The sequence below is a fragment of the Microvirga sp. GCM10011540 genome (assembly GCF_042650665.1).
Lineage (GTDB): Bacteria > Pseudomonadota > Alphaproteobacteria > Rhizobiales > Beijerinckiaceae > Microvirga > Microvirga lenta.
The window spans coordinates 1-20,530 of sequence record NZ_JBHSBQ010000115.1 but is presented as its reverse complement, the minus strand read 5'-3'; the positions used below and the strand labels follow the sequence as shown (position 1 = coordinate 20,530).

The following is a 20,530-nucleotide window of genomic DNA, read 5'->3' as shown; positions in this document are numbered from 1 at the left end:
TCGCTCCAACCATTCGCCAGCAGTATCCCCCTTGTGGGGAGGAGGTGGAGGTGGGGGTGTGGGCGCCACACCTTCATAGGCTATCGCTCACACCCCCACCCTGGCCCTCCCCACAAGGAGGAGGGAATGAGGTCGCGCTAGGGCCGCCGTGCGCCCTTGCCGTTACTTCGCCAGAGCCGCCAGGATGCGCGCCCAGGAGCGCGTGCCTTTGTGGAAGCTCGTGAGGTCGTATTTCTCGTTCGGCGAGTGGATGCGGTCGTCGTCGAGGCCGAAGCCGACGAACAGGGTGTCGAGGCCGAGCGTGCGCTTGAAGTCGCCGCCCACGGGAATCGAGCCGCCCATGCCGATCACGATGGGATCGGCCTTCCACTCGTCGTGCAGGGCCGCCTTGGCGGCGGTGAGCGCCGGGAAATCGTGCGGCAGGGCGAGCGCGCGCGAGCCCTTGTGATGGATGAACTCCACCGAGCAGTCGGCCGGGATGCGCTCGCGCACGAAGGCCTCGAAGTTCCTGGAGATCTTCTCCGGGTCCTGGTCGCCCACGAGACGGAACGATACCTTGCAGCGGGCTTCCGACGCGATCACCGTCTTGGTGCCCTCGCCCGTATAGCCGCCGATGATGCCGTTCACGTCGCAGGTGGGACGGGACTGGATCTGCTCGATGAGCATGCGACCCTTCTCGCCCGCCGAGTGCTTGAGGCCGACCTGGCCGAGGAACTCCTCTTCCGTCAGGTTCAGCTTCTTCCACTGTTCCAGAACCTGGGTCGGGGTCTCGTGCACGCCCTCGTAGAAGTCCGGAATCATGATGCGGCCGTTATCGTCGTGGAACGCTGCGACGATCTTCGACAGAACGTGGATCGGGTTGCGGGCGGCGCCGCCGAACATGCCCGAATGCAGGTCGCGGTCGGCGCAGCGCACGATCACTTCCTCGTAGACCATCCCGCGCAGGGACGAGGTGATCGCTGGCGTGGAGCGGTCCCACATGCCGGTGTCGCAGACGAGGGCCACATCGGCCTTCAGCTCGTCCTTATTGGCCTCGATGAACTCGGGCAGGAACTTGGAGCCGTCCTCCTCCGCGCCCTCGACCAGGAAGGTGATGTTGAGCGGCAGCGAGCCGGTGACGGCCTGCCAGGCCCGGCACGCCTCCACGAAGGTGAGCACCTGGCCCTTGTCGTCGGAGGCGCCGCGGGCGCTGATGACCTTCCGGCCGTCGGGCAGCGTCACCATCCGCGGCTCGAAGGGCGGGGTTTCCCACAGTTCCAGCGGATCGACCGGCTGCACGTCGTAATGGCCGTAGAACAGCACGTGCGGCTTTTCCTGACCGTTGGCATGGCCCACCACGGCCGGGTGGCCGCCGGTCTCGCGCAAGGTCGCATCAACGCCGATCCCCTTCAGCTCGTCCACCAGCCACTGGCCTGCGGTGCGGCAATGGTCCTTGTAGGCGGGATCGGTGGAGATCGACGGAACCTTCAGCCACTGGAACAGCCGCTCCAGGGATTGGTCGAGGTCGGCATCGATCTTCGATAGGACTTGGTCGAGTTGGGACATGGTGTGATGGCTGCCTGATGAGAAGGATCGTCCGAGAGGTACTCCCTCGGGCGGCAGGGTCGCAAGTGCGAGTTTGGCCTCACGGCCGCGCGTCGAGCAGCTTCGTCATGTAGACGCGCCTGAACCCCTTCTCCTCGGCGCGGTGGGTCTCGACGAAGCCGAGCCTCCCGTAGAGCGCGATGTTCTCGGTCATGGCCTCGTTGGTGTAGAGCCGGATCGTGCGCAGGCCGCGCTCCCGCGCGAATTTCTCCGCGAAGGCGATCAATGCGCCCCCGAAGCCGCGTCCCTGAGCGTCCGGCGCGACGGCAATGTTGTCGAGGAGCATGGCGTGCTCTTCCGGAATGAGAACGAGGATTCCGGCGATGCGGCCTTCGTCGCACAGGACATGGACGTGCCGGCCCGCGATGAGCGCCCCGTAATCGTCGAGCATCGGTCCGGGCCTGCGGCCCATGCGCGGGATGTAGGGGGCGTAGGCCGCCTCGACGACGGCCTCGACCGCCGCCCGGTCGCCGGGACTTGCGAGACGGATGTGAACCATGGCCGGAGGATGCCGTCCGGGCGGGCTATCTGCAAGAGCCCCCTCAGGCGTGGGATTCCTCCGTGCGCGCCACGAGGCGGGCCTGGATCGCCACCACGAGCAGCAGGAGCGCGCCGCGGATCACCGATTGCCAATAGGCCGACAGGCTGATCCAGCCGAGGCCGTTCTCGAAATTGAGGATGTTGAAGATCAGGCCGAGGAGCAGCACGCCCGCGAGCGTCGAGCCGACGGAGCCGACGCCGCCGGTGAGCAGGGTGCCGCCCACGACCACGGACGCGATGGCGAACAGCTCCCAGCCGACGCCCTCGATGGGCTGGCCGGCGCCGAACTGGGCGGCGAGGATCACCCCCGCCAGCCCCGCCAGCGCACCGCTCAGGATGTAGACGGCGGCCTTCACGCGGGTGGTTGGCAGGCCCATGAGGCGGGTGGCGTCCTCGTTGCCGCCCACCGCCAGCACGGTGCGGCCGAAGGCCGTGAAGTTGAGCACGAGGGAACCGGCGAGATAGGCCGCGAGCGCGATCCAGGCCGGAATGGGAAAGCCGAGGAAGTCGCCCTGCCCGATCTCGATGAAGGCCGTGTCGTAGGACACCGAGACCGACTGGTTGTCCGCCAGCAGCAGCGCGCAGCCGCTCGCCGCCAGCATGGTCGCGAGCGTCGCGATGAAGGGCAGGACATTGAGGCGGATGATCACGAAGGCGTTGATCAGGCCCACCGCCAGACCCGCTGCCAGCCCGCCGAGGAGCCCCGGCAGGAGGCCGTAGGGCGACAGCAGCGCCGCCACGACGCTGCCCAGGGCCGCCGTGGACCCCACCGAGAGGTCGATCCCGCCCGTGATGATCACGAAGCACATGCCGAGCGCCACCAGGGCGAACATGCTGTTGTAGCGCAGCACCGTCAGGATGTTGAAGCTGCCGAGGAAGTTCTCGTAGCGCAGCCAGCCGAAGAGGAGCAGCGCGAGAAGCGCCAGCAGCACCCCGTAGCGGCCCACGCCCCGGAAGAGTTGAGCGGTGTTCAGCCTCGCCATGGATCAGCTCCTGCCCTGCCGCTGGACCCAGACCGCCAGCACGATGATCGCCGCCTTGGCGATGAGCGCCGCCGCATCCGGCACGCCGTTGGCGAGCAGCGTGTAGCGGACGAGCTGGATGATGAGCGCGCCCACCAGCGTGCCGATGACGGTCGCGCGCCCGCCCGTGAGAAGCGTTCCGCCCACCGCCACGGCCGCGATGGCGTCGAGCTCCATGCCAAGGCCGACGAGGTTGGCGTCGGCCGCGGAGTTGCGCGCGATCACGATCAGCCCGGCGATGCCGGAGAGCAGGCCGCTGATCATGTAGACCCGGCGCTTCACCGACACGACCGGAATGCCGGAGAGGCGCGCCGCGCGCTCGTTGCCGCCCACCGCCAGGATCTGGCGCCCGAACACGGTGCGCTTGAGCATCCAGGCCGCCGCCAGCACGATCACCACCATCAGCACCGCCTGGAACGGCAGGCCGAAGAGGCGGCCGAGGCCGATATACTGGAACTCCGGAACCTTGAAGACCTGGAGATTGCCGTTGGTCATGACCTGCGCGATGCCGCGCCCGGCGATGAACAGGACGAGGGTCGCGATGATGGGCTGGATGCGAAGCCGCGTGATGAGCCAGCCGTTGAACCAGCCGAAGGCCCCCGCGACCAGGACCGGCACCACGAAGGCGAGCGCGATGCCCACGTAAGGGTGCGGCAGGGGAAAGAGGTTGCCGAGGAAGATCAGCGGCGCGAGCGCCCCCGCGATCGCCATGAGCGAGCCGACCGAGAGGTCGATGCCGCCGGTGGCGATGACGAGGGTCATGCCCACGCCGACGATGACGATGGAGCAGACCTGGGTGAGGTTGACGTTGAGCGTCTGCCAGGTGGCGAAGTTCGGGGTGAAGGCGAGATTGAACAGGATGAGCAGCGCCAGGGCCACCCAGGCGCCGTAGCGCGTGAGCACGCCGCGCAGATCGAGCCTCGGCTGGCTCCGCGCAGGCGGCAGGGTGGTGGCCGTGTCAGCCATGGGCCATCTCCTCCGGCTGGTCGTGCCCGTGCGCCATGGCGGCCATCACGGCCTGCTCGCTGACCTGGTCGCCCGTGAGCTCGGCGACGCTGCGCCCGTCCCGCAGGACGAAGATGCGGCTTGCGGCCTCCACCACCTCCTCCAGCTCGGACGAGATCATGAGGACGCCGAGCCCCTGCCCCGCGAGCTCGCGCACGAGGTTGAGGATCTCGGCCTTGGCGCCCACGTCGATGCCGCGCGTGGGCTCGTCGAGGATCAGGAGGCGCGGGTTCATGCAGAGCCAGCGCGCCAGCAGAACCTTCTGCTGGTTGCCGCCCGACAATTCGCGGATCGGCTGCTCCGGCCCCGAGCAGCGGATGCCGAGGCGCTGGATGAAGCGGTCCACGATCTCGCGGCTGCGCGCATCGTCGACGATGCCGCGCCGGGCGAGCTGCGGCATGAGCGCCAGGGTCAGGTTCTCGCGCACCGACATGTCGGGGATGATGCCCTCCAGCTTGCGGTCCTCCGAGAGGAACCCCATGCCGGCGCGAATGGCCTCGGCCGGTTCGGCGGCCGGCTCGTGGACGCTCCCGAAATCCACCGTGCCGGCCTCGGCCCTGTCGGCCCCGAAGACGACCCGCGCGGATTCCGTGCGGCCGGACCCGAGGAGGCCAGCGAGTCCCACGATCTCGCCGGGGCGGATATCGAAGCTCACGTCGCGCACCTTGCGGCCGACGGCGAGGTGCGCGACCTTCAGCAGGGCATCCTGCGAGGCCGCCGCGGCGCGATGGGCCGCCGCGTCGTGCAGCACCCGGTCCAGCTCGCGCCCCAGCATCGCGGTGACGAGATCGAGCTTCGACAGCTCGCTCATCTCGGCCACGCGCACGGTGCGCCCGTCGCGCATGATCGTGATGCGGTCGCACACCGCATAGAGCTCGTCGAGCTTGTGGCTGACGAAGATGACGGACACGCCGGCCTGCTTGAGCTGTCGGATCACGTCGAAGAGGACCTCGACCTCCTTCTCGTCGAGGGACGAGGTCGGCTCGTCCATGATCACGAGCCTGGCCTCGAAGCCGATGGCGCGGGCGATGGCCACCATCTGCTGAACGGCGGTCGGATAGGCCATGAGCGGGCGGCGCACGTCGATATGGATGTCGAAGCGGGCCAGCAGCGCCTCGGCCTCCGCGTGCATGGCGCGCCAGTCGAGCAGGCCGAAGCGGCGGCGCTCGCGGCCGAGGCAGATGTTCTCGGTCACCGAGCGGTAGGGAACCAGGTTGATCTCCTGGTAGATCGTGCTGATCCCGGAACGCTGCGCGTCCTGGGGCGACGCGAACTCCACGGGCCTGCCGTCGAACAGGATCTCGCCGGCATCCTTGGTGTAGTAGCCGGTGAGGATCTTGATCATCGTCGACTTGCCGGCCCCGTTCTGGCCGATGAGGGCATGAACCTCGCCCCGGCCGACTTCGAGCGAGGCCGAGACGAGCGCGGGCACGCCCGCGAAGCGCTTGTCGATCTCGCGCATGGAGAGAAGCGGGGTCATGGCGATCCATCCACCCTTCAGGGCAACCGAGAAGCCCGATTCACGCCGAAAAAAGGCGCCGCCTCGCGAGGAGGAGCGGCGCCTTCGGGACTCAGTACGCTTCGCCGATGAGCTGCTTGGCGTTCGACTTGTCGAAGAAGCGGTCGGGCACCACGACCCACGGCTCGATCTGCTCGCCCTTGGCGTAGCGGGCCATCGTCTCGAACGCCTTCGGTCCGAAGCGAGGATTCGACTCCACGGTCGCGAGCATCTTGCCGTCGATGATGGCCTGGAGCGCATCGCGCGTACCGTCGATCGACACGATGGTCACGTCCTGCCCCGGCTTCTTGCCCGCGGCTTCGAGAGCCGAGATGGCCCCGATGGCCATTTCGTCGTTGTGGGCGTAGATCGCGGTGGCGTCGGGATGCGCCTGGAGCAGCGTCTCGGCCACCTGGCGGCCCTTGTCGCGGGCGAAGTCGCCGGACTGCGAGGCGACGATCTTCATGTTCGGCTTGTTCTTGATGTACTCCTCGAACCCCTTGCGGCGGTCGTTGGCGGGCGAGGAGCCCGTGGTGCCCTCGAGCTGGATGATCTTGGCGTTGCCGTTGGTCGCCTTGTCCAGCGCCTCGGCGGCACGCTTGCCCTGCTCGATGAAGTCGGAGCCGATGAAGGTCACGTAGTCCCTGCCGGCCTTGGCGAGGTTCTGGTCCACGTTGCGGTCGAGCAGGATCACCGGAATGCCGGCGCGCTTGGCGGCCATCACGGCCGGAATCAGCGGCTTCTCCTCGCGGGGCGCGAGGAAGATCAGATCGACGCCCTGCGCGATCATCGAGTTGACGTCGGCGACCTGCTTGGCCGCGGAGCCGGCGGCATCCGTGTAGACGAGCTGGTGCCCGAGCTTCTCGGCCTCGGCCTTCATGCTCTCGGTCTGTGCGATGCGCCAGGGATTGTTCGACTCGGTCTGCGCGAAGCCGACCTTGTACTTGTCCTTCTGCTTCAGCTTCGGAAGTTCCTGGGCCGAGACGGCGGCGGCGCTGACGCCGAGCGTCGCGACACCGGCCGCGAGCATGAGAAATGTTCTTCTGAGCATACGTTTCCTCCGGGTTTTGACAGGGGGTGCTTCTGTGTCACCTCACCGACCGGATTGAACGCTTGCTAATTTTATTAGTCAAGTCATGATACGGCCTGCCGGCGGCAATTGAGAGGCGACCATGCGTCAGGGCGACCGAACCGATCCCAAGCGCGAGCGTAAGGCTCGCCAGGGCGGACGTCGTCCGACGATGACCGACGTGGCGCGCCTTGCGGGCGTCTCCCAGTCCAGCGTGTCGCTGGTGCTCAACAACATGTCCGGCGCGCGCATCGCCGAGAGCACGCGCAAGCGCGTCCTCGACGCCGCGCAGGCCATCGGCTACCGGCTGCAGAGCCGGCGCATCGATACGGGGGCGCAGCCCAAGATCATCGCCTATCTGGTGGACGAAATCTCCACGAGCCCCCACCCCGTGGTGAGCGTCGACGGCGCGCGTGACGCGGCCTGGGAGGCGGGCCACCTGATCGCGGTTCACGTGACGCGCGCCAACCGCGAGCTGGAGGCGGCCACCCTTCGGGCGGTCGCCGCCGATGCCGCGCTCATCGGCGTCATCTATTCGACGATCTTCACCCGCAAGGTCGAGCTGCCGCCGGAGCTCGACAACATTCCGACCGTCCTACTCAACTGCTACACCGGCCAGCGGCAGCAGCCCTCGGTCGTTCCCGGCGAGGTGGCCGGCGCCTTCACGGCCACCGAATACCTGCTGCAGCACGGCCATCGCCGGATCGGGCTCATCAACGGCGAGCCGTGGATGGACGCCTCCCGCGACCGCCTCAAGGGCTATCGCCAGGCCCTCGCCACGGCCGACGTGCCCTTCGATCCCGAGCTCGTGCGCAACGGGGACTGGATGCCCGACACCGGCTATCGGCGCACCTACGAATTGCTGCGCCTCGACCGGCCGCCGACCGCCCTGTTCTGCGCCAACGACCTGATGGCGGTGGGCGCCATGGAGGCGCTGGCGGAACTCGGCATCGACGTGCCGGGCGAGATCTCCGTCATGGGCTACGACGACCAGGAGATGGCCCGCTACACGCGCCCCGCCCTGTCCACCTGCGTCCTGCCCAATTACGACATGGGCCGCTGGGCGGCCGAGACGCTCATCGACATGGCGGTCAATGGCGGCGGCAAGCGCCCGATCCAGCTCAAGATGGACTGTCCCCTGGTGCCGCGCCGCTCGGTGAGCGCACCCTGCCCGGACATCGCCGCCGCGATCTCCCGCGCATCCGAGAGGATCTTCAGCGGCCCGACCTCGAAGCCGATCCATCGGGCGTTCTCGTGGAGCAGCCTGGTTCAGGGCGTGCCGGCCCTGCCCGAGAGCTACGGAGCCGTCCTCGACGGCCAGTGAGTTTGCGTTGCGTATGCGTAACCGTGGTGGCGGGCTCCGGCCCGCGCCATGAAAGACCGGATTGCCGAACTGCCGCGACGGCCGCGGGATCGTCCGACATGGCGCGTGGCCCCGGCGCTGACGTGATGCGTGCCGGTGGTTTGCATCGGCACATCGAAGCGAGAACGACAAAACACCTGGAAGGAGACATCCATGACGGCACAAGCCAAATTCGCCACGGACGCCAAGCTGCCCTATGACGTCACCGAGCATGTCGAAACCCTGTACCGCGACGGCATCACCGGCCTGAAAGGTGCCTTCTCGCGCGAATGGGCCGAGGCCATGCGCGAGGACATGATGACAGCCTTCTGGGAGGCGATCCAGCGGCCGGGCGGCGCCGTCGGCCGCGGCCCGCGGCGCTGGTACGTGGAGATTCACCCGCAGGATTTCCGCGGCTTCGTGGATCTCGTGACGCATCCCTGGGTCGTTTCCATGTGCGAGGCCGTGTGCGGCCCGAACTACGAGATCGTAGAGATCGGCTTCGACACCCCGTTCCAGGGCGCGAAGAACCAGCCCTGGCACCGGGACTTCCCCTCCCCGCCCGAATCCTACGAGCAGCACCGCATCACCTCGCTCGCCTTCAACCTGACCGGCGTCGACGTGACCCCCGACATGGGGCCGTTCGAGGTCGCGCCCGGCACCCATTGGGACGACGGACGCGAGTGGAAGCACGAGATGTTCCCGCCGCAGGATCTCTGGCCGCGCTTCGCCGAGCGGGGCGTGCGCAAGTATCCGCAGATGGGAGACATCTCCTGCCGCTCGGCCCTGACCGTCCATCGCGGCACGGCCCACCCCTCGCCCATCGCCCGCCCGGTGATGGTGCTGGGCGTCGACGCCCCCGGCGCCGGCCATGCCGCGCTCCACGACATGATGGTGACGCAGGACTACTACGACGCCCTGCCGCAATCCGTCCGCGACCACCTGGTCTGCCGCGTCGTCGAAAAGCTCATCCCCGTGACCCAGAAGCACGACATCGAAGGCCTGGTGATGGGCACGGAGTAGCGCCGCGACACGCTTCTCGAACGCCAACGGAAAGCCCGCCGCGGACGTACCGCGGCGGGCTTTTTCGAGTTTCAGACCGGGAGAGCGGTGGACCTACCGCCGCAGCAGCCCGCCCAGCGTTCCGCGGACGATGGCGCGGCCGATGGAGCTGCCGTGACGGCCGCCGATGGATTTGCCGATCTCGGCGGCGAGGTTGCCGACGGTCTGGTTGACGATGGTGCGGGTGACCTCGCGGGTCACCCGCTGGCCGACCGTCATCGTGCCCTTGCGCTGGGAGCCGCCGGTGCCGAAGAGGTTGCCGATCATGTCGAGGATGCCGCCGCCCCCTTCCGCCGCCTTGGCGTCGACGGAGGCCTGCTCGGCGCGCTTCGCCAGCATCTCGTAGGCGGATTCGATATCGATCGCCTGATCGTATTTTCCGCGCATAGTGCTCGCCGCCATGATCTGCCGGCGTTCTTCCGCGTCGACCGGCCCGAGCTGCGCCATCGGCGGCGCGACGAGGGTGCGCTCCACCATGGAGGGCGCGCCCTTGCCCTCCAGCGTCGAGACGAGGGCCTCGCCGACGCCGAGTTCGGTGATGGCCTGCTCCGTGTCGAAGGCGGGGTTCTGGCGGAAGGTCTGCGCCGCGACGCGCACGGCCTTCTGCTCGCGGGGCGTATAGGCGCGCAGCGCATGCTGCACCCGGTTGCCGAGCTGCGCCAGCACGGTCTCGGGCACGTCCACCGGGTTCTGCGTGATGAAATAGACGCCGACGCCCTTGGAGCGGATGAGGCGCACGACGCGCTCCACCGTCTCGACCAGAGCCTTGGGAGCATCCGCGAACAGAAGATGCGCCTCGTCGAAGAAGAAGACGAGCTTGGGCCGGTCGAGGTCGCCCACCTCATGCAGTTCCTCGAACAGTTCCGACATCAGCCACAGCAGGAAGGTGGCGTAGAGGCGCGGGTTGTTCATGAGCTTGTCGGCCGCGAGGATGTTGACCACGCCGCGCCCGTCCCGGTCCGTGCGCATCAGGTCCTTGATGTCGAGCGCCGGCTCGCCCAGGAACTCGTCGCCCTGCTGGTTCTCCAGCACGAGAAGCTGGCGCAGGATCGCGCCGACGCTCGCCTTGGACACGTTGCCATAGGTGGTGGTGAGTTCCTGCGCGTTCTCGAAGATGAGCTGCAGCAGCGCGCGCAGGTCCTTCAGGTCGAGGAGCAGCAGGCCCTGCTCGTCGGCGATGCGGAAGGCGATGTTGAGCACGCCCTCCTGCGTGTCGTTGAGATCGAGCAGGCGCGAAAGCAGCAGCGGCCCCATCTCGGACACGGTCGCGCGCACCCGGTGCCCCTGCTCGCCGAAGAGATCCCAGAACACCACCGGGAAACGGTCGGGCACGTAGTCAATGCCGATCTCCTGCGCGCGCTTGACGAGAGGCTCCTTGCCCGTGCCGGGCGCCGCGATGCCGGAAAGATCGCCCTTGATGTCGGCGGCGAAGACCGGAACGCCCGCATCGGAGAAGCCCTCCGCCAGCACCTGCAGGGATACGGTCTTGCCTGTGCCCGTGGCGCCGGTGATCAGGCCGTGCCGGTTGGCGAGGCGCAGATCGAGATACTCCGGCTTGCCGCTCTTGCCGATGAAGATCTTTCCGTCTTCCAGCATCATGTCTCTCCAGAATCGCCGAGGATCTTAGACGCCCTTTTGCCAGTTTCCACTCTGGGAATTTCGGCTCAACAGTTTATATGTGAACCATCACGTCCAACCCAGTGCAGGAGAATCAGATGGAAGAGCTCATCGCTCGCGTAACGCAGAAGACGGGACTGGAGGCCGCCGTGGCCCGCAAGGCCATCGGCATCATTCTCGCCTATCTCCAGAAGGAGGGGCCGCAGACCGAGGTGAACCAGCTCATCGCAGCCCTGCCGGGAGCGGAAGAGGCCATCAGCAACGCCAAGGGCGACAGCACCGGCGGCGGCATCATGGGCATGATGGGCGCCATGGGCGGCGGCGTCATGGCGCTCGGCGGCCAGCTCATGGGCGCGGGCGTCTCCATGGGCCAGATGCAGCCCCTCGGCAAGGAGCTCTTCGCCTATGGCCGCGAGAAGGCGGGCGAGGACGTGATGGGCCCCATCGTCGGCTCGATCCCGGGCCTGTCCCAGTTCGTCTGATTCCGACCACGACCGTCTCCCTCAGGGAGAAGGCGGACTGCCAGTCCGGGCGGAGGGCGACACTCTCTCCGGACACGGCGCAGGATCTTCCCTCCCCCTTGTGGGGAGGGCCAGGGTGGGGGTGTGAGCGCCGGACCTTCATAGGCTATCGCTCACACCCCCACCTCCACCTCCTCCCCACAAGGGGGAGGAGAGCCGGTTGGCGTTTCCGACGGGCCTAAAGTCCGTGAGGGAGGAGAGCCGGACGGCGCATCCGCTCATCATGACCATGGTAGCGTTTCCACGGCCCGCCCGACCCGGTATACCCTCCCCCGAACATCACCGACCGCTTCGGGCGAGGCCTGACCATGGACGAACTGAACTTTGCCGCCGACTTTCCGACGCCCACCCGGGAGCAGTGGCTCACGCTGGTCGAGGGCGTGCTGAAAGGAGCGGACTTCAGGAAGAAGCTTGTCGCCCGCACCCATGACGGGCTGGAGATTCAGCCGCTCTATCCGAAAGCCGAGAACGCCTCCCGCATCGTCCGGGCGGAAAGCGGCCCCTGGCGCGTGTCGCAGCGGGTCGATCACCCGGAACCGGCGAAGGCGAACGAACTCGCCCTCCTCGATCTCGAGGGCGGCGCGGATGCGCTGACCCTCGTCACCCGCAAGGCCCCGGCCGCCCGTGGCTTCGGCGTGAGGGTCGACAGCGTCGAGGATCTCGACCGCGCTCTCTCCGGCGTGATGCTCGACCTCATTCACCTGCGCCTCGATGCCGGCGGCAAGGGCCGCGAGATGGCCGGAATGCTCGTCGAGCTGGCGGAGCGGCGCGGCCACGACCTTTCCGCGCTCTCGCTCGATCTCGGCATGGACCCCGTCGGCGCCCTGGCGGCTTTGGGCCGCCTCTCCGTTTCGTGGGACGAAGCCGCCCGTCGGATGGGCTCCGTGCTGGGAGACCTCGCGCAGCGGGGCTTTTCCGGACGGGCCTTCCTGGCGGACGGACGGCCCTATCACGAGGCCGGCGCCGGCGAGGCGCAGGAGCTGGCCGCCGTTCTCGCCACGGGCGTCGCCGATCTGCGGGCGCTCGAGGCCAACGGCCACACCCTCGAAGCGGCGCGGGACGCCCTCGCCTTCCTGCTCGTGGCGGATGCGGACGAGTTCCTGACCGTCGCGAAGTTCCGGGCCCTGCGGCGCCTGTGGGCGCAGGTGGAGCAGGCATCCGGCCTGACGCCGAAGCCCATCCGCCTCCACGCGGAAACCGCCTGGCGCATGACCACGCGGCGCGACCCGTGGGTCAACATGCTGCGCACCACCATCGCCACGTTCTCCGCCGGCATCGGCGGCGCGGATGCGGTCACGGTCCTGCCCTTCACGGCCGCGCTCGGTCTGACGGACCCCTTCGCCCGCCGTGTAGCGCGCAACACGCAGCTGATCCTGCTGGAAGAGGCCAATCTCTGGCGCGTCGCGGATCCGGCCGCGGGCGCGGGCGGCTTCGAGGCGCTCACCGATGCCCTGTGCGAGAAGGCCTGGGCGCTGTTCCAGGAGATCGAGCGCGAAGGCGGGATCGTGGAAAGCCTCGCCCGCGGAGCGCTGCAGCAGCGGATCGCCGCCACCAGGGCGCAGCGCGAGAAGGCGGTCGCGACCCGCAGGGAGCCGATCACCGGCACGAGCGAGTTTCCGAACATCCGGGAGGCGGACGTGACGGTGCTGTCTCCCCTGCCCGCCTCCCCGCTTCGGAGGGACGAAGAGCAGGAGGACGCAGCCCTTCGCATCGAGCCCCTTCCCTCCACCCGCACGGCCGAGCCCTTCGAGCGCCTGCGCGACCTGTCCGATGCGCATCTGGCCCGGACCGGCGCGCGGCCGAAGGTCTTCCTCGCCAATCTCGGCCCGGCGGCAGCCTTCACCGCCCGCGCCACGTTTGCGAAGAATTTCTTCGAGGCCGCGGGAGTAGAGGCCGTGACAAACGAAGGATTTTCGGATCAAGACAAGCTTAGGCAAGCCTTTGTTGAAAGCAAAGCCAAGCTTTCGTGCATCTGCTCGACAGATGAAATTTACGTAATGCACGCATCCGAGACCGCAGAGACCTTGCGAGACTCTGGATCAGGACCCATCTACCTGGCAGGCCGACCGGGGGAAAGCGAAGAACAGCTCACCCGCTCAGGCGTATCCACATTCATCTATGCCGGGTGCGACACCCTCAAGGTTCTGAGCGAGGCGCTGGAAGCGGCCTGCGACTGAACCGCGGGGGAGTTCTTCCCGGTCCCGAACCGGGAGGAGCACGGTTTATGACTTTTGCGACACGATCCGCCATCGCCCTGGGCCTCGGCCTGACCCTGATCGGCACGGCCATGGCGGCTCCGGCCGCGCGGCACGACGGCACCTGGAGCGTCCGGATGGTGACGGATTCCGGCACCTGCGACAGCAACTACGACTATTCGATCGCCATCGAAGAGGGCAGCGTCCGCTATCTGCAGGGACCCGGCGACGCGCCGGCTTCCGTTTCGGGCCGGATCGGCTCCGACGGGAACGTGAATCTCGACATCCGCCGCAGCATCGCCAAGGTCGATGCGCAGGGCCGGCTGAACGGCAAGTCCGGCTCTGGCACCTGGAATCTCGCCATGCTCGGCTGCTCCGGCCGCTGGAACGCGCAGAAGCGCTCCGGCAACGCCTGACACCGGCACCACCGCGACCAGGACAACCAAAAATAACAAAAGACCTCCGCGCCGCCGCATCCCCGATGCGGCGGCTTTTTTACGTCCTCCGACAGCGACCACGTGCTCTCCTCCCCACGGACCTCGGGCTTGCCGGAAGCGCGCCCTGCTCTCCTCCCCCTTGTGGGGAGGAGGTGGGGGTGTGGGCGGCACATCTTCATAGGCTATCGCTCACACCCCCACCCTGGCCCTCCCCACAAGGCGGAGGGAATAGGCGTCGCGCTATCACGGCCACATCCACGCATGCGGCGTCCATCGTCGCTCCCGCCTCACGATGACCTGAGCAGCACCGCCGGAACCCCCTGTGAGAACCTCACGTTACCCTCACCCGATTGGATGAGATCATGGAGTTGTCGATGCGGTTTCTTTCCTTGCTCGGCGCAGCGGCCGTCACGTGCTCCCTGCTCGCCGCCCCCGCCTTCGCCCAGACGAACCGGTTCGACGGCACCTGGAGCGTGGAGGTCGTCACCGAGCAGGGCGCATGCGACCGGGCCTACCGCTACCAGGTGATCGTCGAGAACGGCCGCGCCCGCTACGGCGGCCCGGAGCAGTTCAACGTCAGCGGTCAGGTCCAGCCCAACGGCACCGTCAACGCCAGCATCTCGCGCGGCCAGGACCGGGCCAACGTGCGGGGCCGCCTCTCGGGCAATTCCGGCTCCGGCACCTGGAGCACCTCCGGCGGCCGCGCCTGCTCCGGCAACTGGAACGCGGAAAAGCGGGGATGACGGCTCGGCCGTCCGGCGTGATGGAAGGTGTCGCGACTAAGCGACGATAGCCTCCCCGCGCCGGATGCCCTAGAATGAGGCAACTTTCGCGTTGCTTCAGGTACATCAAGGGCATCCGTCTCGACCATGACTCGCATTCCGGACTTCTCGAGCATCAACTGGGCCGAAACCGCGCCGCCGCCCGCGGCGCAGCGGTCGCAGAGTGCAGAGCCCTGGCTCACGCCCGAGGGGATTGCGGTCAAGGGCGCCTACGGCCCCGAGGACCGGGCGGGCCTCGCCTTCGCGGACACCTATCCGGGCATCGCGCCTTATGTGCGCGGCCCCTACCCGACCATGTACGTCAACCAGCCCTGGACCGTGCGCCAATACGCGGGATTCTCCACGGCGGAAGACTCGAACGCCTTCTACCGCCGCAATCTCGCCGCCGGGCAGAAGGGCCTGTCGGTGGCCTTCGACCTCGCCACCCATCGCGGCTACGATTCCGACCATCCGCGCGTGGCGGGCGACGTGGGCATGGCGGGCGTCGCCATCGACTCGATCTACGACATGCGCACGCTGTTCGCCGGCATCCCGCTCGACCAGATGAGCGTGTCGATGACCATGAACGGCGCGGTGCTGCCGGTGCTGGCGCTCTACATCGTGGCCGCCGAGGAACAGGGCGTTCCGGCGAGCAAGCTCTCGGGCACGATCCAGAACGACATCCTCAAAGAGTTCATGGTGCGCAACACCTACATCTATCCACCCAAGGGATCGATGCGCATCATCTCCGACATCTTCGCCTATACCTCGGCGAACATGCCGAAATTCAACTCGATCTCCATCTCCGGCTATCACATGCAGGAGGCGGGCGCGACGCAGGATCTCGAACTCGCCTACACGCTCGCCGACGGTGTCGAGTACATCCGCGCCGGCATCCAGGCGGGACTCACCATCGACCAGTTCGCGCCGCGCCTGTCCTTCTTCTGGGCCATCGGCATGAACTTCTTCATGGAAGTCGCCAAGATGCGCGCCGCGCGCCTGCTCTGGGCGAAGCTGGTGAAGGAGTTCAATCCGCAGAACGAGAAGTCGCTGCCGCTGCGCACCCATTCGCAGACGAGCGGCTGGTCGCTGACCGCGCAGGACGTGTTCAACAACGTCACGCGCACCTGCATCGAGGCCATGGCGGCCACGCAGGGGCACACCCAGTCGCTTCACACCAACGCCCTCGACGAGGCGCTGGCCCTGCCCACCGACTTCTCCGCCCGCATCGCCCGCAACACGCAGCTCTTCCTGCAGCAGGAAAGCGGCACCACGCGCATCATCGATCCGTGGGGCGGCTCGTACTACGTGGAACGCCTGACGCAGGAGCTGGCCGAAAAGGCCTGGAGCCATATCCAGGAGGTGGAATCGCTCGGCGGCATGGCGAAGGCCATCGAGGCGGGCATTCCGAAGCTCAAGATCGAAGAGGCCGCCGCCCGCACGCAGGCGCGCATCGATTCCGGTCACCAGAAGATCATCGGCGTGAACTGCTTCAAGCCGAGCGACGAGGCCTCCATCGACATCCTCAAGGTCGACAACGCGGCGGTGCGCGCGCAGCAGATCGAGAAGCTGAAGAAACTGCGCGCCGAGCGCAACCAGGCCGATGTGGACGCCGCGCTCGCCGCCCTGTCGAAGGGCGCCGCATCCGGCGAAGGAAACCTGCTCGACCTCGCCGTGAAGGCGGCGCGGGCCAAGGCGACCGTGGGTGAGATTTCCGACGCCCTCGAAAAGGTCTGGGGCCGTCACAGGGCCGAGATCAAAGCCATTTCCGGTGTCTACAAGCGGGAGGTCGGCATGGCGTCGCCAGCCCTGGAGCGGGTCCGCCGTCTGGTGGAGCAGTTCGAGCACGACGACGGGCGCCGCCCGCGCATCCTCGTCGCCAAGATGGGCCAGGACGGGCACGACCGCGGCCAGAAGGTCATCGCCTCCGCCTTCGCCGATCTCGGCTTCGACGTGGATATCGGCCCGCTCTTCGCCACGCCCGCCGAGGCCGCGCGTCAGGCCATCGAGAACGACGTCCACGTCATCGGCGTCTCGTCGCTCGCGGCGGGTCACCTGACCCTCGTTCCGGAGCTGCGCGCCGAACTCGCCAAGTACGACCGCGAGGACATCATGATCGTGGTCGGCGGCGTGATCCCGCCGCAGGATTTCGACGCACTGATTCAGGCCGGCGCTTCGGCGATCTTCCCGCCCGGCACGGTCATCGCGGATGCGGCCGCGAACCTGATCGAGGACCTGAACCGCCGTCTCGGCTACGGCCCGAAGCAGGCGGCGGAGTAAAGCCCCTCGCCTGTTCTTGCCTTTCCTGCCCGGACAAATCGTCGCGCGCCGGCTTTTCAAGAAAAAACCGGCTCGTCAGCCCCGCCTCCCTCGCACAGTCTTAACATCCTGCGCGAGATACTTTGCCTCCACCTGCGGCATGAGCGCAGGACAACTGACGGGGGCTCCACATGTCGCTCAATCTCGACGGCTATTCACTCACCTTCTCCGACGAATTCACCGGCAGCTATCTCGATACCTCGGTCTGGGGCACGAAATACTGGTGGGGCGGGCGCAGCCTCGCGAGCAACGGCGAGATGCAGTACTTCGCCGACCGCTCGACGCCGGTGGTCCAGCAGAACCCGCATCTGGACCCCTTCGCCATCGCGGCGGATCCCTTCGAGACGGGAGACGGCATTCTCACCATCACGGCCAATGTCTCCCCCGATCCGGCGCTGACCGACGGGCTGCCCTACGTCTCGGGCCTCATCAACACGCACGGCACCTTCTCGCAGACCTACGGCTACTTCGAGATCTGCGCCCAGGTGCCTGCGGGCCAGGGGCTGTGGCCCGCCTTCTGGCTTCTGCCGCAGAGCGGCAACTGGCCGCCGGAAATCGACGTGCTGGAGCTCCTCGGCCACGATCCCTCGACCTATTACGCCGGCGCCCACTGGACCGATGCCAGCGGCGGCCACGCCTACGACACGCAGGCGGTTTCGACCGGAATCGATCTCTCGCAAGGGTTCCACACCTACGGCACCATGTGGACCGCCGACACGATCACCTTCTATCTCGACGGCAACGAGGTCTGCTCCATCCAGACCCTCGCCGGCATGAACGAGCCCATGTACCTGCTCGCCGGCCTTGCGGTGGGCGGCAACTGGCCGGGGGCGCCGGACGGGACGACGCCGTTCCCCTCCCAGTTCCAGATCGACTACATCCGCGCCTGGGCTCTCGATGCCCCCGTCCCCTCCATCGTTCCGACGCTCGAGGGCGGTGCGGGGCCGGACGTTCTCGTGGGCGACAACCGGACGAACACTTTCGACGACATCATCTTCGCCTATGGCGGCAACGACACCCTCGAGGGCAGGAAGGGCAACGACCTTCTGTCCGGCGGCGCCGGGGCCGACACTTTCCTCTACAGGAGCGGTCCGACCGGCCACGACGTCATTCTCGACTTCGATCCTTCCGGCGGGGACGTGGTCCGGGTGACCAAGGCGATCCTGGGCCAGAAGAACTTTTCCGGCCTCTACCGCAAGATCTCGGACAACGCGGCCGGGGACGCGGTGCTCAAGCTCGCCGACGGCGGCTCGATCACCTTCGAGGGCGTGAGCAAGGCGCAGCTCGGATACGACGACTTCCTCATCGTCTAAGGCGCTCCTCAAAGGCCGGAGCATCGGACCCAGAAGTGGGTCCGATGCGCTAGCGCGGCGGGCCGGGCGGACAAGCCCCGGCCCGCGAACTATTTCGCATAGACATATTTGGCCGCAAAAAATCGCTCGGTTTGGCCGCATACCTCTATGAATAGAGGTGTCGCAAGGGAATGAAACGCGTTAAAGCGTGGATTGTTAAGACCTTAGAAATCGAAGCCGCCTCAAAGTCTCAGAATGACGACCGGAGTTTATGATGATCCCGATGCTTCTCTTTGGGATAGTGGGAGGTGCGCTTTCGGCTTACCTGGCCTTCCCCTACGGCTACATCGCCGCCTTCCTGGCCTACATGATCGGCGGCAGCCTGTGCGCCCTGATCCCCGGGCTGCTGCAGGCGAGAGCCGAGTTCAAACGGGAGCGTGAGCGGGAACGCGCCGCCGGCATCCACGCCTCGCCGGTCGGCGAAGAGTCCTGAACCCGGTCAGGACTCCCCCCAGCCGCAAGATCTGCCGCGCTCACACGGCATCGTTCAACGTCATTCGAACTTGATGCCGGCCGTCTTGATGACCTGCTCCCACTTGTCGCCCTCCGCCCGCATATAGGCCGCCATCTCCTCCGGCGAGCTCTGGAGCACGTCGATCCCGGCGGCAGCGAGCTTCTCGCGGATTTCCGGCTTGCCGACCGCGCGCCGGTAGGCCTCGTTGAGCTTGGCGACGATCTGGGGCGGCGTTCCCGCAGGCGCCACGATCCCCTGCCAGGCCCAGGCCTCGAAACCGGGATAATCCGCCGCCACCGGAGGCACGCCCGGGAGCCCGGGGAACGGCCCGGGCGACGCGACCGCGATGGCCTTGATGGGCCCTGAGAGCTGGGACCGCGCGGTCGCGAAATCGATGAACATCATGCTGATGTTGCCCGCCACCAGATCCTGCACGGCGGGTGCGGCGCCCCTGTAGGGCACGTGGGTCATCTTGATCCCGGCCTGCTGGGACAGCAGCTCCGTGGCGAGATGGAACGGGCTTCCGAGCCCCGGAGTGCCGTAGTTGATGGATCCCGGCGCCTTCCTGGCCGCTTCGACCAGCTCCTTGACCGAGTTCACCTTGAGCTTGTCCGTGTTGACGAGCAGCACGAGGGCGAAGCGGCCGCTGAGCGAGATCGGGCTGAAATCCTTGTAGGGGTCGAAGGAGAGGTTGCGGTAGAGGGTGCGGTTCGTGGCGAAGGTCGAGCTGTCGCCGAGCAGGAGCGTGTAGCCGTCGGGCTCGGCGCGGGCCGCCGATTCCGCTCCGATATTGGTGCCGGCGCCCGCCTTGTTCTCGATCACGAATTGCTGGCCGAGATCCTTGCCGATTTCGGCGAAGACGAGGCGGGCGAAGAAGTCCGTTCCGCCGCCGGCCGCGTAGGGCACGATGACCCGGACGGGCCGGGTCGGATAATCGGCCTGCGCCATGGCGGGCCACGGCGACAGGATCGAGGCTGCACAGGCGGCGGCCATGCTCAGGAGAATGTTGCGGCGGGTCGGGTTCATGGTTTCCTCGCATCTTCTTGGTTGTGAGAAGAAGCTAGTCCCGGCGCCCGGGAGGGCAAGCGGGACCTGCACGGGAGACCCGCCGCGCACAGGACTTTTCACCGGGTTGAGCGGAAATGGAGACGATGCTCTACTCCCTGCTCGATTCCCTCGCAGTTCAGAGGCCGCCGATCCACCTCCCCCGCGCCTGCGGGGGACGAGCCATTCAGGGTGAAGGGATGCCACGCTACTTCTTCAACGTGCATATCGGCGAGGACGTTCTCGGCGATCCCGAGGGCCAGGACCTGCGCGATGCCGACCAGGCCTGGGAGGTCGCCCGGGCGATGGCGCAGAACCTGCTGGGCACCGAATTCGCGCAGCCGATCAACTGGGCCGCCTGCCATATCGAGGTGACGGACGACCTGGACGAGATTGTCCTCGAATTCCCGATCCTCGAGGCCATCGACCTGTCGGGACAGCCACATTGACGACGCCGCGTCGCCTCCCCTTCAGGGAGAGGTGCAGCGAAGCGAGGATGTTGGATTGCGGCGGTAATCGGCTCGCACGGATAGCGCCAACCGGCTCCCCTCCCTGATCTCGGGCTCGCCGATGGCGCTGCGCTGCTCTCCTCCCCCTTGATACTGCTGGCGAATCCATCATGCACCTGTTGGAAGCGTCATGAGCCTTGTGAATGCTGACTGACGCGTTCGCGCGAGCGGTGTGCCCGCGAACCAAGCCCCTAGCCGG

Annotated in this window: 18 protein-coding genes; 10 read left to right on the top strand and 8 right to left on the bottom strand. The window is 67.2% G+C overall.

From position 1 onward, the window contains the following. Positions 1-162: 162 nt before the first annotated feature. From ACFOYU_RS16925 to ACFOYU_RS16900, 6 genes are all read right to left on the bottom strand, one after another. The gene (locus tag ACFOYU_RS16925; RefSeq protein ID WP_377034504.1) at positions 163-1,545 is read right to left on the bottom strand and encodes a M20/M25/M40 family metallo-hydrolase; all 1,383 of its coding nucleotides are present in this window, start codon (positions 1,543-1,545) and stop codon (positions 163-165) included. 79 nt (positions 1,546-1,624) lie between these two features. Further along, positions 1,625-2,083: a GNAT family N-acetyltransferase gene (locus ACFOYU_RS16920; protein WP_226741364.1), complete on the bottom strand. Its 459-nt coding sequence runs from the start codon at positions 2,081-2,083 to the stop codon at positions 1,625-1,627. A 43-nt stretch (positions 2,084-2,126) separates the two neighbouring features. Continuing rightward, positions 2,127-3,107, bottom strand: a complete 981-nt coding sequence (locus ACFOYU_RS16915; RefSeq protein ID WP_226741365.1) for an ABC transporter permease — start codon at positions 3,105-3,107, stop codon at positions 2,127-2,129. A gap of 3 nt (positions 3,108-3,110) precedes the next feature. After that, on the bottom strand, positions 3,111-4,112 hold the full coding sequence (locus ACFOYU_RS16910) for an ABC transporter permease (protein WP_377034503.1): 1,002 nt from the start codon (positions 4,110-4,112) through the stop codon (positions 3,111-3,113). Next, positions 4,105-5,631, bottom strand: a complete 1,527-nt coding sequence (locus ACFOYU_RS16905) for a sugar ABC transporter ATP-binding protein (protein ID WP_377034502.1) — start codon at positions 5,629-5,631, stop codon at positions 4,105-4,107. Before ACFOYU_RS16905 ends, ACFOYU_RS16910 begins: the two co-directional genes overlap by 8 nt. A 91-nt stretch (positions 5,632-5,722) precedes the next feature. Then, positions 5,723-6,700, bottom strand: coding sequence for an ABC transporter substrate-binding protein (locus tag ACFOYU_RS16900; protein ID WP_377034501.1), 978 nt, complete (start codon positions 6,698-6,700; stop codon positions 5,723-5,725). Positions 6,701-6,821: 121 nt separating this feature from the next. Here ACFOYU_RS16900 and ACFOYU_RS16895 point away from each other — a divergent pair, with 121 nt between their 5' ends. Further along, positions 6,822-8,042 carry a LacI family DNA-binding transcriptional regulator gene (locus ACFOYU_RS16895; protein ID WP_226741368.1) on the top strand — a complete coding sequence of 407 codons (1,221 nt, stop codon included), beginning with the start codon at positions 6,822-6,824 and terminating at the stop codon, positions 8,040-8,042. Between the two features lie 192 nt (positions 8,043-8,234). Beyond that, positions 8,235-9,083 (top strand): phytanoyl-CoA dioxygenase family protein, encoded by an 849-nt coding sequence (locus tag ACFOYU_RS16890; RefSeq protein ID WP_226741369.1) that lies wholly within the window; start codon positions 8,235-8,237, stop codon positions 9,081-9,083. A 93-nt stretch (positions 9,084-9,176) separates the two neighbouring features. Here ACFOYU_RS16890 and ACFOYU_RS16885 read toward each other — a convergent pair whose 3' ends face one another. Continuing rightward, positions 9,177-10,718, bottom strand: coding sequence for a helicase HerA-like domain-containing protein (locus tag ACFOYU_RS16885; RefSeq protein ID WP_377034505.1), 1,542 nt, complete (start codon positions 10,716-10,718; stop codon positions 9,177-9,179). 119 nt (positions 10,719-10,837) lie between these two features. On the opposite strand from ACFOYU_RS16885, the gene ACFOYU_RS16880 reads away from it, so the two are divergent. The 7 genes from ACFOYU_RS16880 (at position 10,838) to ACFOYU_RS16850 (ending at position 18,757) form a co-directional block, all read left to right on the top strand. Further along, positions 10,838-11,221, top strand: coding sequence for a DUF2267 domain-containing protein (locus tag ACFOYU_RS16880; RefSeq protein WP_226741371.1), 384 nt, complete (start codon positions 10,838-10,840; stop codon positions 11,219-11,221). Positions 11,222-11,568: 347 nt separating this feature from the next. Continuing rightward, positions 11,569-13,437: a methylmalonyl-CoA mutase family protein gene (locus ACFOYU_RS16875; RefSeq protein WP_377034500.1), complete on the top strand. Its 1,869-nt coding sequence runs from the start codon at positions 11,569-11,571 to the stop codon at positions 13,435-13,437. Positions 13,438-13,484: 47 nt separating this feature from the next. Continuing rightward, positions 13,485-13,871 carry a hypothetical protein gene (locus tag ACFOYU_RS16870; protein ID WP_377034499.1) on the top strand — a complete coding sequence of 129 codons (387 nt, stop codon included), beginning with the start codon at positions 13,485-13,487 and terminating at the stop codon, positions 13,869-13,871. A 395-nt stretch (positions 13,872-14,266) separates the two neighbouring features. Then, positions 14,267-14,635: a hypothetical protein gene (locus ACFOYU_RS16865; protein ID WP_377034498.1), complete on the top strand. Its 369-nt coding sequence runs from the start codon at positions 14,267-14,269 to the stop codon at positions 14,633-14,635. A 126-nt stretch (positions 14,636-14,761) separates the two neighbouring features. Further along, positions 14,762-16,933, top strand: a complete 2,172-nt coding sequence (gene scpA, locus ACFOYU_RS16860; protein WP_377034497.1) for a methylmalonyl-CoA mutase — start codon at positions 14,762-14,764, stop codon at positions 16,931-16,933. A gap of 170 nt (positions 16,934-17,103) precedes the next feature. Then, complete coding sequence (locus tag ACFOYU_RS16855) at positions 17,104-18,285, top strand: family 16 glycosylhydrolase (RefSeq protein WP_377034496.1); 1,182 nt, start codon at positions 17,104-17,106, stop codon at positions 18,283-18,285. 253 nt (positions 18,286-18,538) lie between these two features. Further along, positions 18,539-18,757 (top strand): hypothetical protein, encoded by a 219-nt coding sequence (locus ACFOYU_RS16850; protein ID WP_226741377.1) that lies wholly within the window; start codon positions 18,539-18,541, stop codon positions 18,755-18,757. 60 nt (positions 18,758-18,817) lie between these two features. Here the strand turns inward: ACFOYU_RS16850 and ACFOYU_RS16845 are convergent, their stop codons facing one another. After that, positions 18,818-19,804 carry a Bug family tripartite tricarboxylate transporter substrate binding protein gene (locus tag ACFOYU_RS16845; protein WP_377034495.1) on the bottom strand — a complete coding sequence of 329 codons (987 nt, stop codon included), beginning with the start codon at positions 19,802-19,804 and terminating at the stop codon, positions 18,818-18,820. 125 nt (positions 19,805-19,929) lie between these two features. On the opposite strand from ACFOYU_RS16845, the gene ACFOYU_RS16840 reads away from it, so the two are divergent. After that, positions 19,930-20,271, top strand: a complete 342-nt coding sequence (locus ACFOYU_RS16840) for a DUF6894 family protein (RefSeq protein ID WP_377034494.1) — start codon at positions 19,930-19,932, stop codon at positions 20,269-20,271. Positions 20,272-20,530 lie beyond the last annotated feature (259 nt).